This is a genomic window from Candidatus Pelagibacter communis, assembly GCF_001180105.1.
In the GTDB taxonomy this organism is placed as follows: Bacteria; Pseudomonadota; Alphaproteobacteria; order Pelagibacterales; family Pelagibacteraceae; genus Pelagibacter; species Pelagibacter ubique_K.
The window spans coordinates 12756-26603 of the sequence record NZ_CVSO01000034.1; the positions used below are offsets into that span (position 1 = coordinate 12756).

Below are 13848 nucleotides of genomic sequence, written 5' to 3' on the forward strand. Positions count from 1 at the left end.
AAGATGTTCTTAACAGACTTATCAATCAAACGCCCAGTCGTCTCAATGGTGATGAGTATAGTCATGGTTATGTTCGGTATTTTAGTTTTTTTTGAAATACCAACTAATGAATTACCAGACATTGACCGACCAGTAGTATCAGTTCAAACTGATTACAAAGGAGCTTCAGCTCAGGTTATTGACACTCAGATAACACAAAAGATTGAGGATTTTATTGGAGGCACCCCTGGTCTCGTTTCAATTGACTCTATGAGTGAAGATGAAAGGTCAAGAATTGATATGACCTTCAAAGATAATCTTGATATTGACGATGTTGCCAACGATGTGAGAAGTGCAATATCAAGAGTAGTGGATAATTTACCAAAAGAGGCTAGCGCTCCAGAAATTTTCAAACAGTCTGCGGGCTTTAGAACTACTATGTGGTTGAGTTTTAGCTCAGATTTTATGAGTGATTTAGAACTCACTGATTTTGCTGATCGATATTTGGTAGATTATTTCTCAACTGTAGAAGGAGTAGGACGTGTGAGATTAGGTGGTGAAAGAGAGCTCTCTGTGAGAGTTTGGTTAGATCCTCTTTCACTAGCAGCTAGAAATTTAACAACTCAAGATGTTGAACAAGTTTTAAATTCAGAAAACTTAGAATTTCCTGCAGGTCGAATAGAGTCAAAAGATGTAGATCTTTCAATTAAACTTGAAAATGCTTATGAAAATTTAGACTCTTATAAAAAACTACCTTTGAAGAGGGCAATTGACGGTTCTGTAACAACTTTGGAAGATGTTTCTAGGATTGAATTTGGTCCAGTCTCTACAAGAACACTTTTTAAAGGAAATGGAAAAAAAGTTGTAGGTATTGGTATTTATCAAAACTCAGATGCAAACACAATCGCGGTGGCTACAAAAGTAAAAAAGAAGATTAAAGAAATACAAAGTTCTATACCTGATGGATCTACATTAGAGGTTTCTTTTGATAGATCGAATTATGTCTCAAACGCAATTAAAGAGGTGTACAAAACATTATTTGTAGCACTAGTTTTAGTCACGCTCATTATTTACCTTTTTTTGGGTAACATCAGAGCTTTAGTAGTACCAATTGTAGCTTTGCCAGTCTCTTTAATATCAACTTTTTTAGCAATTTATTTTTTTGATTTTTCAATAAACCTTTTCACTCTTATGGCATTAGTTCTTGCAATAGGAATCGTGGTGGACGATGCAATTGTAATGTTGGAAAATATATACCGAAGAGTTGAGAAAGGTGAAAGTTCATTGGTTGCTGCATATAAAGGATCGAGACAAGTATCTTTTGCAATTATAGCAACCACTTTAGTTCTTGTTGCTGTATTCATACCTTTAATTTTTATAGAGGGGTTAGCTGGAGTGTTGTATGCTGAAACAGCTGTTACTTTAAGTTTCGCAGTTATCATATCAAGTTTTGTTGCATTATCCTTAAGCCCGATGATTGCTAGCAAAGTTTTAGACACAAAATCAAAAAGAAATAAATTAACTCTTAAATTTGAAAAAAGATTAAATGATTTTAAGGAATTTTATATTTACACTTTAAAATATTGGATATTAAAGAAAAAAAGTATAATAGCTTTTTTAATATCAATTTTAATATTGTGTATTGGTTTATTTATTTATATTCCAAAACAACTCATACCAAAAGAAGATAGAGGTGCTTTCTTTGTAATAGTAAAAGCACCTCAAAGCTCAGGGTTTGAGTTTACCTCCTCAAAAACTCAGGATATTGAAAAATTGTTATTACCAAAAGTGGGGCAAGGTGAGTATAGAAGACTAATTTTAAGGGTGCCTGGTTTCGGAAAAAGTAGCAAACAAGTCAACTCGGCTTTTATAATTGTATTGTTGGAGGATTGGAAAAAAAGAGACAGAAAAGGTAACAGAATAATGATGGAGTCTTTTAGAGAAATTTCAAAAGTTCCTGGTGTTTTATCATTTCCTGTTATGCCCCAGGGAATAAGAACCGGTGGTGTAGAGAAACCAGTTCAATTTGTAATATTAGGTAATACCTATGAAGAATTAATCCAATGGAAAGAGACTATAAAAAAAGAGGCCAGAAAAAATAACAATTTAGCTAATATCGAAGACGATTTTGAATTAAATAAACCAATTATAAATGTAAAGATAGATCAAAAGAAAGCATCAGATCTTGGCGTATCTACTTCGGAAATTGGTCGAACAATTGAAACTATCTTTGGATCCAGAAGTGTTACAAAATTTACAAAGGATGGTAAAGAGTATTCAATAATCCTGCAGGGAGATATTAAAAATAGAAATGAACCTTCAAGTTTAAATAAAGTTTATGTTAGATCAAAAAACTCTGGTCAATTAATTGCTTTATCAAATTTAGTGACAATTAATGAAAGAGGAACTGCTCCATTTCTTTCAAGATATAATAGACAAAAAGCAGTTACCATTTCTGCAAATATCGTAGGAGATTATACCCTTCAAAATGCCTTATCTTTTTTAGAAAAAGTTGTTCAAGAAAATACACCTAATGCCAGAATTGATTTCAAAGGGGAAAGTGAGCAATTAAAAGAAATAAGTTTTCAGATTTATGTAATATTCTTTTTAGCTTTAGTTACAGCATATCTTGTGATGGCGGCTCAGTTTGAAAGTTTTGTCCATCCTTTCACAATAATGCTGACAGTCCCGCTAGCAATATTTGGTGGAATTATAGGTCTACTGCTCGTCGGCAGCTCAATTAATGTTTACAGTCAGGTAGCTTTAATAATACTAATTGGATTAGCAACAAAAAACGGAATATTGATTGTTGAATTTGCAAATCAGTTAAGAGATGAGGGGAAAAATCAATTAACTGCGATTTTAGAGTCGTCAGCACTAAGATTAAGACCAATCTTAATGACTTCTATATCTACCATTATTGGAGTTCTACCATTGGTAATAAGTAGTGGCCCAGGTGAGGCGAGTAGATTATCTGTTGGTATTACTATATTTGCTGGAATGATATTTTCGACCTTTTTTACACTTTATGTAGTTCCAATAATTTATTTATTATTAGGAAAGAATACAAAAAGTATCAATCATATTGAAAAAGAGTTAGAAAAAGAACTTAATCAATAAATAATAAATTTTTTCCTGTTAAGCTTTTTTTTACATTTTACAAGCTGAGTCTTGTATTGATCTGAATACTTTTTTACTTTTTTGGCATAAGAAATTACCTTTTCATTTTTTTTATAATTCTTATAATTTCCCCATCCTTCGTGATATGCAATATATTGTTTGAATGCATCATTTTTAGGAATCTTTAAAAGTTTTGATGATTTATTTGTATACCAGCCAATAAAATCAACACTATCCTTAAATCTTGCTCTAACTGCTAATGGTTTATTCTGTTCTTCCTTATATTGTTTCCATGTCCCTTTTACGGCCTGAGAATATCCAAATGAACTTGATGGTCTTTTAAAAGGAATAATCTTGAAAATTTTTTGCCTTTTGGGCTTTGCCAACCAATCAAATCCAGACTCAAATCTGATAAAAGCAAGCTGCATGTATATTGGTGTTCCCCATTTTTTTTCTGTTTTTTTTGCGTGTTTGTACCAAAAATATCTTTCAGAAAATATTGAGCAACTACTAGAGGTATTTTTAGGGATAGATGAACAGCTTATTAAGATTAGAAAAATTGATGAATACAAAAAAAATTTTAAGCGAATCACTCTTTCTTTATAATTTATTTATGTTTTTTTCTCCATTCCCAAGGCATCACAAATTTTCCAGCCCACAAACCTTTTTTTTCTTTTTTTGCATCATTTTCACTAATGATATATTTTTTTGAGTATTTTCTATAAGCAACAGCTAAACCATTTCTTACTAACCAAGAATTAATGTCACGTTTTTTCTTAAAACAAATAGCTACTACTCTATTGTATCTATCCAAAGATTTTTTTTTACATACTATTATTTCATTTTTAATAAAATTATCCAATAAATTGGTTGCTTTAAGACCGCACTCGTAATCTTTAAAAAATGTGACTACGCTTAAACTCAACCAAGGCTTAGAACATAATTGATTATTTTCAGGTGCATCTATACCGTAAAGTCTAATTTTAGTTCCTTTTATTCTAATTGTATCACCATCAATTACTTTTGCATATCCTGATATTTCCTCTGAATAAGAATTGGTTTTGGAAAAAAAAATTATTAATAAAATTAAATATATAATTTTATTCTTTATTGGTTTTAAATAGGATTTCATAAAATTTGTAAATCAAAAAAGGTATTATTACACCCAGTAAGTTACCATTTAGATCACCTGTTTGAAAGCTGCGATTTGGTATGACCAAATGGAAAAGTTCAAGGACTATGGATAAACAAACCAAATATACAAATAATCTTTTTTTTGTTTTAAAGGCGAAAAGACCAAGAATTGAAATCAGAGAAAAAGCGTAAATGTGATTTGAGGATATTTGAAATAAATCTCTTGAGATTTGAGGTTGGTTACTAAAATCATTGTATAAAACGAAACCTAATATGCTACCTGGATATAGGTATAAAATTATTAAACATATATTAGATAATTTGAAAATTAATTGAAGATTATTTGTAAAAATTTTCATTAATTCTATTTATTTTATTTATTAATTAATATATCAAATATTTCAATGAAGCATCTTATTCTTATAAGACATGGACAAAGTGAGTGGAACCAGCAAAAAAGATTTACTGGTTGGGTCGATGTCGCATTAACAGATAAAGGTAGAGCTGAGGCTAAAAAAGCTGGTGAATTAATAAAAGAGAAAAAAATTAAACTTGATTCTTTTTATAGCTCCTACCAAAAAAGGGCAAATGATACTCTTAAAATTGTAATGAAAGAATTAAATGAAGATGAAAACTTGATTACAAAAAAATGGCAATTAAATGAAAGACATTATGGAGAGCTAACAGGTTTAAATAAAGAAGATATGAAAAAAAAATATGGAGAAGAGAAAATCCATCAATTTAGAAGATCATGGGATGTCAAACCTGGGGCTTTAGATAGGAAAAGCCCTTACCATCCGCTCAATATAGAAACTTATAAGGATATTCCTGTGTCTGATATTCCAGATACTGAGTCTTTAAAAGATACCCATAAACGAGTAGTGGATTGTTATAATGATTTAATCTTTAAAGATCTTCAAAATGGTAAGGGAGTATGCATCTCAGCCCATGGAAATTCTCTAAGGGCTCTATGTAAGTATCTTTTTAAAATCAATGAGAGGGAAATTTCTAAAATGGAAATACCAACCGCAAATCCTCTTTTAATAATTTTTGAGGACAATCTTCAAATTTCATCAGTAACATATCTTGACCAAGAAAGAGCTAAAAATTTAGTTGCTTTTTAGAAGTTTATTATAAATATCATAATTAGTAACATGTTTAAAGTTCACTTTACTTTCAAAACCCATCAATTCATTTCTTGATAATAAATCATTCCACACCTCCGACATTGGGAAAGATTTATTATTAAATTTTTTAAATATTTTCTTTTCTAATATCTGACATCCTGTGAAAATAAAATTTAAGGGCTTTGTTTTGTTAAGCTTGTCCGCTTCAAGATTAAAGTCTCCTATCAAATTTTGATCGAAGCTTTTATCCTTATTTACCACTAATAAAATATTTTTTGAATTTGAGTTAAAAAACTGATTTTCCATTTCTAAGATTTCATCAATATAATTTTCGTTCCATAAAGTATCTGGATTTAAGGTTAAAAAATATTCATTATTGTTTTGCATGGTCATATTTAAAATTCCTCCGCCAGTATTGAGAATTTCAGGGACTTCCTCGAATAATTCTATATCAACATCAAAGTTTTTTTTTTCAATAAAATTTTTAAGCTGATCTCGTTTATAATGGGTGTTTATCAGAACTTTCTTGAGATTTAATTTTTTTACAAGTTTAATAGTTTTTTCAAGGATAGTTTCATTTCCAATTTCCACAAGAGGTTTTGGAATTTCTTTTGTAATTGGGGATAATCTTTTTCCAAAACCAGCACCTAGTATCACCGCAACCTCGATTTTTTTCATACAATCAAATCTTATATAAATTTATTATTATTTAAAATTAATCTTAACTCATCAAATACTTTTCCATTTTTAGTTCTTAATTTAATAAGACTCCATGTATAAGGAATGTATTTAAGATATCTTTTTTTACCATCTCTTTTTGCAAGTCTTGAAAAAATTCCAAGAATCTTAAAATTTCTTAATACAGATAAAATTAAAAAGTCATTTTCGAATTTTTTAAGATCTCTATTTAAGAATTTTTTTGTAAAATGATTAAACATTTTTTTTTTAAAACTATTTGATGTTTTAAGTCTTACATCATCAATTAATGAAGCAAGATCATAAGTTGGGTTTCCAATGACTGCATCTTGACTATCTATTAAATGAAATTTTTTTTGTTTAAGCATTATATTTGAAACATGGAAATCTCTATGGACAAATACATTATCAGGTAATTTAATTGCCTTTGATAACCTAAAAAAAATATTCTTAAATTTTTTTTTAAATTTATTCAATTTTTTCTTGCTTAATTTTCTGGGCAGATACCACTCGTTAAATAAATAAGCTTCTTTTAAGAGTTTATCTTTTGAATACCTTGTCATCTTATATTTCCTACCTGTAAAATCTTTATTATAAAATTTTTTTATTTTTTGAACTTTAAATAATAAATCTAATACTTTCATAAAAATATTTTTTTTGTTTTTTCTATTATTAAGAAGTTTAAATAATGTTGTATCCCCCAAATCATTGACCTCTATAAAGTTTTGTTTGTAATTGTTTTTTAACATTTTAGGAGCATTAATACCCCCTGAATTTAGTATTTTATTTATTACATCATAGATTAGTAAATTTTTTTTTTTATTTTTTTTGGAAAAAATTATTATAGAATTTTTTGATCTATAAAATTTTCTTTCTGAAGCATCCCCTTCCAATTTAGTTACTTTTTTATTATTAAGCTTCATTTTTTTCCAAAAAATTTAATTTTTAATAGCCTTGAATTATAATTATCAAAATATTTGAAATAAATTTCTATCCTTTTTTTTGGTTTAAAATGAACTTTTTCTGGCCATTCAATTATTGTAATCACATCGTCATCTTCAAAAAGACCTATATTTAAACATTCTTCCTTTTTTTTTAATCTATACAAATCAAAATGTTGTATTCTTTTTTTTTTGATACGGTACTCATAAACTATATTAAATGTTGGGCTTGGTATTTCTGTTATTTTGGTTTTTTCATTTTTTTGTAAGTTGTTAATTAAATATTTTACAAATGTAGTTTTACCGACTCCAAGTTCTCCGTATAAAAAAATTGTTTTGAATTTTTTAATAAATTTTGATGTTTTCTCAGAAAATCTTTTTAATTCAATTTCTTTAGAGATTTTTATATTGCTACGATTAGTAGCGGTAAGCATCTGGCTTATATGGTCCTTCTGGTTTTACGCTAATGTAATCTGCCTGATCTTTTGACAATTTTGTTAACTTTGCACCCACTTTCTCTAAGTGTAACATAGCTACTTTTTCATCAAGATGTTTTGGTAAAACGTAAACCTTTTTTTCATATTTAGAAGAATTATTCCAAAGTTCTATTTGAGCAGTGACTTGATTTGTAAAAGATGCACTCATTACAAAACTTGGGTGACCTGTTGCACATCCAAGATTCACAAGTCTGCCTTCAGCTAATAGAATAATTCTTTTTTTGCTTGGTAATTCAATTTCGTGCACTTGTGGTTTAATCTCATCCCACTTGTAATTTTTTAATGCTTCGACTTGAATTTCATTATCAAAGTGTCCGATATTACATAATATCGCCCTATCCTTCATATCTCTCATATGATCTGCTGTTATAATATCTTTGTTGCCTGTAGCGGTTACCACTATGTCAGCTTCTTTAATCATTTCATCCATTAAAACTACTTCATAACCTTCCATCGCTGCCTGTAACGCACATATTGGGTCAGTCTCAGTAATCATAACTCTTGCTCCTGATTGCCTCAATGATGCTGCACTACCTTTACCCACATCACCAAATCCTGCAACAATTGCCACTTTACCTGACATCATCACATCTGTAGCTCTTTTAATTCCGTCAACCAAACTTTCCCTACATCCATATAAATTATCAAATTTTGATTTTGTCACTGAGTCATTAACATTTATTGCTGGCACTAATAATGTCCCTTCGCTCTCCATTTTTTTTAATGCTAAAACACCTGTTGTCGTCTCTTCTGATAAACCTTTTATATCTTTCATTAAATGTTTATAATCTTTATGCATTAGAGCTGTTAAGTCACCACCATCATCTAAAATCATATTTGGCTTCCAATCTTTTTTACCTTCGATTGTTTGCTTTACACACCACCAATACTCTTCCTCTGTTTCACCTTTCCAAGCAAACACAGGTATTCCAGCTTTTGCTATCGCTGCAGCGGCATGATCTTGCGTTGAAAAAATATTGCATGATGACCATCTACACTCTGCACCAAGAGCTACTAATGTCTCAATAAGAACAGCAGTTTGAATTGTCATATGCAGACAACCTAAAATTCTAGCTCCTTTTAAAGGAAACTTTCCTATGTATTCTTTTCTTAATGCCATAAGTCCTGGCATTTCTGTTTCAGCGAGAGAAATTTCTTTTCTACCGAACTCAGCTAGCTTAATATCTTTTACTTTATAATCACTCATTTTCGCAAATCTTTTACATTAAAGGATAATTTATTCAATATATCAATTTAATTTTGGGAAAATAATTTCTACTTTTGCTCCCTTTTTATTAACATTATTTGATGCGATCACTTGACCCCCATGGAGATCGACTAGATTTTTAACAATATTCAATCCTAATCCAGAATGTTCACCAAATTTATCTGGTCTATTGCTATAAAATCTTTTAAAAATTTTATCCGTATTTTTTTCTTTAAAACCAATTCCTTCATCAATTACGCTAAGAGAAATTTTTCCATCTTTTTTCTGCGAAAGTTTAACTACAATATTCTGATTATCTTTGCTAAACGAAATAGAATTTTCAAGGAGGTTTGCTAAAACTTGTTCGATCCTATTTTCAATACCTTTGATATTAAACTTTTCGCCAGAATTTTTAAACTGTAAATCAATGTTAATTCCACGTTTTGTATTGTATATTGCGTTAAAATCATCAACGACTGAATCTGCAATTTTTTTTAAGTCTAAAATTTTCATACTTTCCTTAGTAATTGCAACTTCATCTTTAAGCATTTGAGAATAATCTGTTATTAATCTTTCAATTCTTTCTACATCGTGTGTCAAAATCTTTGTCAATTTTTCCTTCTCAACGTTATTATTTGTGACCTCTAATATTTCAGATGCACTCTTAAGTGAAGCTAAAGGATTTCTAATTTCATGAACTAAATCTGTGGAGAAGTTTTCAGCTGTATTAACTCGTTTTTGTAATTCATTTGTCATTTCATCAAGAGATAATGATAAAGTACCCAATTCATCATTTCGTTTTATTAAACTCTTAATATCTATTTTCTTTTTGCTCTTCTCTTTAATATTTTCAGTATAATTAACAAGATTTTTGATTGGTTTTAAAAAATATCTATTTAAAACTAATGAAAAAATAAAAATTACGATTGCGATTAATATTGCTGTACGAATTACAAAAGTTTTTCTTTCATTTATAGCTGTTTTAACATCATTAGCATTTTGGGTTATGAAAATATATCCGACATTTTCATCATCGATTAAAACATTCTTAATTGTTGATAATTTAAATTTATTATAAGTTTCATTTGTAAAAGTAACAGGCTTACCATAGTCATCGGAAACTGAATATTCCTGAAGTCTTTTTTCAAATTCATCATTTTTTTTTGTATCAATTAATTCTTCGGTAGTTTTTTCTTTATCTTGGTTATTTAGTAAATCAAATTCAACTATTTCAATTCTTGACGAAAAGGATCTTGGATCAAGATCAAGTGTATCTGTATCCGCCAAAATTTCAAATGAATCATTAAAAAAAACAACTCTATCAAGATTTTGAAATAAAAATCTTGTCGACAATAAAAATTTTTTTACCTCATTTTTTTCAAATTCAACATTAAGTCTATTCAGATTATTAATTGTATTATTTATAACCTCAATTTGGAGGGACGTTTTTTTTTTAATAAGGTTTGGTTGAACATAATTAAGGTAGATTATTGTTAACGTACCAATAAATATAAAAATCAAAAGATTTATAAATAAAAATTTTTTAAGAATAGAGAGATTTTTGATTAGTGAAGAAAACATTAATTAACATTCCACCTATAACCACTTCCATATCTGGTTTCTATTGCGGAAAAACTCGAGTCAATTTTTTTAAATTTTTTTCTAATTCTTTTAACGTGACTATCAATAGTTCTATCCTCGATATCAGTATCTTCCCTATAAGCAATATCCATCAATTGTGCTCTTTCTTTAATTATCCCCGGCCTTTTAGCAAGTTCTTGGACAATTAAAAATTCCGTTGTTGTCAATTTATCTGGCAACTGTTTTCCGTCCCATTCACACTCAAGTTGTGAGGGGTCTAATTTGAGTTTGCCATGAGTAATAATGTTTTTACTATCATCTACACTAATATTTTTTTTTCTTAGTTGAACCCTAATTCTCTCAACTAAAACTTTTATTGAAAAACCACCAGATTTTTTAACAAAGTCATCTGCTCCTAACTTTAAACCCAAAAGTTCATCTACTTCCTCGTCTTTTGAGGTTAAAAAAATTACTGGTAATGAACTTTTTTTTCTTAATTTTTTTAGTAACTCCTCCCCATCCATTTTAGGCATTTTAATATCAATAATTGCTAAATCTGGAGGTGTTCTTGTTAATCCTATAAGTGCACTCTCTCCATCTAAATAGGTTTGAACTTTAAAACCTTCTTTTTCTAAGGCAATACTTAAGCTGGTAAGTATATTTCTATCATCATCTATTAGTGCAATTGTTTGTGTCATAGCCTAATATAAAAATACTAAATTGTCCCAATTTAGACAATACACTAATATTTAATGCAACATACCCCAATTATCCCCAATATTTACATCTACTAGAATGGGTATTGAGAAAGTGTGATGCTCGCTTGATTTAACACTGGTCATTTCTGTTTTAATTAGTTTTTTGATTCTATCTAATTCGTTGTTTGGTATTTCAAATATTAGCTCATCGTGAATTTGTAGTAATAACTTTGTTTTAAATTTTGAGTCGTCTTTAAGTTTATTAAAAATTCGTATCATAGCTATTCGCATTAATTCGGATGCTGAACCTTGTATTGGTGCATTAATTGCTGCCCTTTCTTGAAAGTTTCTAATATTAAAATTCTTATCGTTAATACCAATAATGTGTGTTTTTCTACCAAAAATATTGGTTACAAATCCGCTCCTTCTACAATGTTTTATTGTTGACGACATGTAGTCTTTTATCTCAGGGAATTTTTTAAAATATGACTTTAGAAAAATTTCAGCATCAGCTGTTGAAACAGAAATTTGTTTTGCTAATCCATATTGTGAAATTCCATAGATAATACCAAAATTAATTGCCTTTGCTTTTCTTCTCATCTCTTTAGTGACTTTATTAATTTCTACGTTAAAAATTTGGCTCGCTGTTAAAGAATGAATATCTTCATTATTATTAAACGCTTTTTTCAACTCCTTCACATCTGCTAAATCAGAAAGTATTCTCATTTCAATTTGATTATAATCAGCAGATAAAAGTGAAGTTTCTTTTTCCGAAATAAAGGCTTTTCTTATCTCTTTTCCATCTTCAGACTTTATTGGAATATTTTGTAAATTTGGATCACTTGATGCTAACCTTCCAGTTGTTGTAGCTGCCAACAAAAAAGATGTGTGAATCCTCTTTGAAACAGGATTGATAAATTCTGGGAGAGAGTCTGAATATGTATTTTTAAGCTTTGAAATTTGTCTCCACTCTAAAACTAACTTAGGTAGTTCGTGTCCTTTAAATGCCAGATCTTCTAAAACATTGGCACTTGTGGCAAAGCTTCCTTTTTTTGTTTTTTTCAACGCTGAAATTTTTAAATCGTTATACATTATTTCACCAAGCTGTTTTGTGGAACCAATTTTAAATTTTTTTTTAGATATTTTGAAAATGTCTTTTTCTAATTCAGTTATTTTTTTTTCAAATTTTTTTGATAGCTTTAATAAGAAATCTTTATCCAACTTTATTCCGCTAATTTCCATCTTAGCCAAAATTTCAATCATTGGTTTTTCAAAAGACTCGTAAATATTTACTAATTTTTCTCCTTTGATATCTTTCAAAAATTTCTTGTATAACCTATAGGTAACATCAGCATCTTCGGCCGCATAATCTTTTGCTTGATCAATATCTACATCATCAAATGTTATTTGTTTTTTTCCAGTTCCAACTAAGTCTTTATAGGATATTGTTTGATGGTCTAAATGTATTTTTGATAATTCATCCATGTTATGTTTGTTTTTTCCAGCATCTAAAACATAGGACATCAGCATTGTGTCTTCCAAAAATTTCATGTCTATACCTCTATGATAAAAAATTATGTAATCAAATTTTATATTTTGACCAATTTTTTTAATTGTTTTATCTTCTAATAGCGGCTTTAAAATTTTAAGTATATTTTTTTCTTCCAAATTTTTTCCATTAGAATGATTTAAAGGAATGTAATATGCTTCACCTATTTTAAATGATATAGATATACCAACTAGTTTAGCAAGATGCGGGTTTAGTGAATTTGTTTCTGTATCAATAGCAAGTTCTCCGACTTCCTCTATTTTGTGTATTAATTTTTTTAATTCGTCCTCGTTCTTTATCAAATTATAGTTTGATTTATATAGATTATCTTTTGTCTTCTTAGTTTGGCTTTTATTTTCGTTTTCAAAATCAATTTCACCGTATGTTGAGATAGCTGAACTCAGCAATCTATTAAACTCCATATCTCTCAAAAAATTGAAAAGTTTTTTTTTATCAATTTCCTTTAATAAAAAATCATCCAATTTATTTTTGACAGGCACATCATTTTTTAATGTCACTAATTTTTTACTTATTAAAGCTTTATCTTTGTTTTCAATAATCGTTTCTCGTCTTTTATTTTGCTTTATTGTTTCAGCATTTTTGAGAAGTTCCTCTAAACTTCCGAATTTATTTATTAATTCTGCCGCTGTTTTTACTCCAATACCAGGAACACCTGGCACGTTATCACTAGAGTCACCAGCTAAAGATTGAACATCAATAACCTTATCCGAAGTAACTCCAAATTTAGCAATCACATCCTCTTTCTTGATAAATTTATTTTTCATGGGATCGTAAATTCTTACTTTTTTGTCATGAAGCTGCATTAAATCTTTATCTGATGAAACAATGGTTACATCAGAACCGAGCTTAGTAATTTGTTTTGAATAAGTTGCAATTAAATCATCAGCTTCATAGTTAATCATTTCAACAGCAGGAATATTAAAAGCCTCTACAGATTTTCGAATATATTCAAACTGAGGTATTAAATCATCTGGTGCGTCTGATCTGTTAGCTTTATAATCCTGATAAATATCATTTCTAAAATTTTTTCTAGCAGAGTCAAAAATAACCACGAAGTGAGTTGGTTTCTCTTTATTTTCTTTTGATTTTGCATCCTCTAACAACTTAAAAAGCATATTGCAAAATCCTGCAACAGCACCTGTTGGTAAACCGTCTGACTTTCTGGATAAAGGAGGAAGAGCATAATATGCCCGAAAAATATACCCAGAGCCATCAATAAGATAAAAATGTTTTTTTTTATTTAATTCAGCCATTTATTTAATTATTATTAATTTACCTTAATGTTATAAGCCTATAAA

General features: G+C 29.0%; 11 protein-coding genes. 2 read left to right on the forward strand and 9 right to left on the reverse strand.

Features of this window, described 5'->3' with window-relative positions:
* Positions 1–3: 3 nt before the first annotated feature.
* A complete protein-coding gene (locus tag AMN84_RS01940) occupies positions 4–3099 on the forward strand; it encodes an efflux RND transporter permease subunit (protein WP_075482906.1) in 3096 nt (1031 codons plus the stop codon).
* Here the strand turns inward: AMN84_RS01940 and AMN84_RS01945 are convergent.
* On the reverse strand, positions 3093–3692 hold the full coding sequence (locus tag AMN84_RS01945; protein ID WP_075482908.1) for a transglycosylase SLT domain-containing protein: 600 nt from the start codon (positions 3690–3692) through the stop codon (positions 3093–3095). The genes AMN84_RS01940 and AMN84_RS01945 overlap by 7 nt on opposite strands.
* Positions 3693–3706: 14 nt before the next feature.
* Positions 3707–4231 (reverse strand): thermonuclease family protein, encoded by a 525-nt coding sequence (locus AMN84_RS01950; RefSeq protein ID WP_082254954.1) that lies wholly within the window; start codon positions 4229–4231, stop codon positions 3707–3709.
* Between the two features lie 406 nt (positions 4232–4637).
* On the opposite strand from AMN84_RS01950, the gene AMN84_RS01960 reads away from it, so the two are divergent.
* Entirely contained in the window at positions 4638–5357 is a 720-nt protein-coding gene (locus AMN84_RS01960) for a 2,3-bisphosphoglycerate-dependent phosphoglycerate mutase (protein WP_075482912.1), read from the forward strand.
* Here the strand turns inward: AMN84_RS01960 and AMN84_RS01965 are convergent.
* The 7 genes from AMN84_RS01965 to polA are packed head-to-tail and all read right to left on the reverse strand — an operon-like array spanning position 5343 to position 13803.
* Complete coding sequence (locus AMN84_RS01965; RefSeq protein ID WP_075482914.1) at positions 5343–6038, reverse strand: sugar phosphate nucleotidyltransferase; 696 nt, start codon at positions 6036–6038, stop codon at positions 5343–5345. The two genes, AMN84_RS01960 and AMN84_RS01965, sit on opposite strands and share 15 nt — an antisense overlap.
* A gap of 11 nt (positions 6039–6049) precedes the next feature.
* Complete coding sequence (locus tag AMN84_RS01970) at positions 6050–6979, reverse strand: aminoglycoside phosphotransferase family protein (protein ID WP_075482915.1); 930 nt, start codon at positions 6977–6979, stop codon at positions 6050–6052.
* Positions 6976–7431 carry a tRNA (adenosine(37)-N6)-threonylcarbamoyltransferase complex ATPase subunit type 1 TsaE gene (gene tsaE / locus AMN84_RS01975; RefSeq protein ID WP_082254955.1) on the reverse strand — a complete coding sequence of 152 codons (456 nt, stop codon included), beginning with the start codon at positions 7429–7431 and terminating at the stop codon, positions 6976–6978. The genes AMN84_RS01970 and tsaE overlap by 4 nt, the downstream gene beginning before the upstream one ends.
* The gene (gene ahcY / locus AMN84_RS01980) at positions 7415–8701 is read right to left on the reverse strand and encodes an adenosylhomocysteinase (RefSeq protein WP_075482917.1); all 1287 of its coding nucleotides are present in this window, start codon (positions 8699–8701) and stop codon (positions 7415–7417) included. Before ahcY ends, tsaE begins: the two co-directional genes overlap by 17 nt.
* Positions 8702–8743: 42 nt before the next feature.
* On the reverse strand, positions 8744–10282 hold the full coding sequence (locus tag AMN84_RS01985) for a sensor histidine kinase (protein WP_075482919.1): 1539 nt from the start codon (positions 10280–10282) through the stop codon (positions 8744–8746).
* Positions 10282–10980 carry a response regulator transcription factor gene (locus AMN84_RS01990; RefSeq protein ID WP_075482921.1) on the reverse strand — a complete coding sequence of 233 codons (699 nt, stop codon included), beginning with the start codon at positions 10978–10980 and terminating at the stop codon, positions 10282–10284. The genes AMN84_RS01985 and AMN84_RS01990 overlap by 1 nt, the downstream gene beginning before the upstream one ends.
* 51 nt (positions 10981–11031) lie before the next feature.
* Positions 11032–13803 (reverse strand): DNA polymerase I, encoded by a 2772-nt coding sequence (polA, locus tag AMN84_RS01995; RefSeq protein ID WP_075482923.1) that lies wholly within the window; start codon positions 13801–13803, stop codon positions 11032–11034.
* Positions 13804–13848 lie beyond the last annotated feature (45 nt).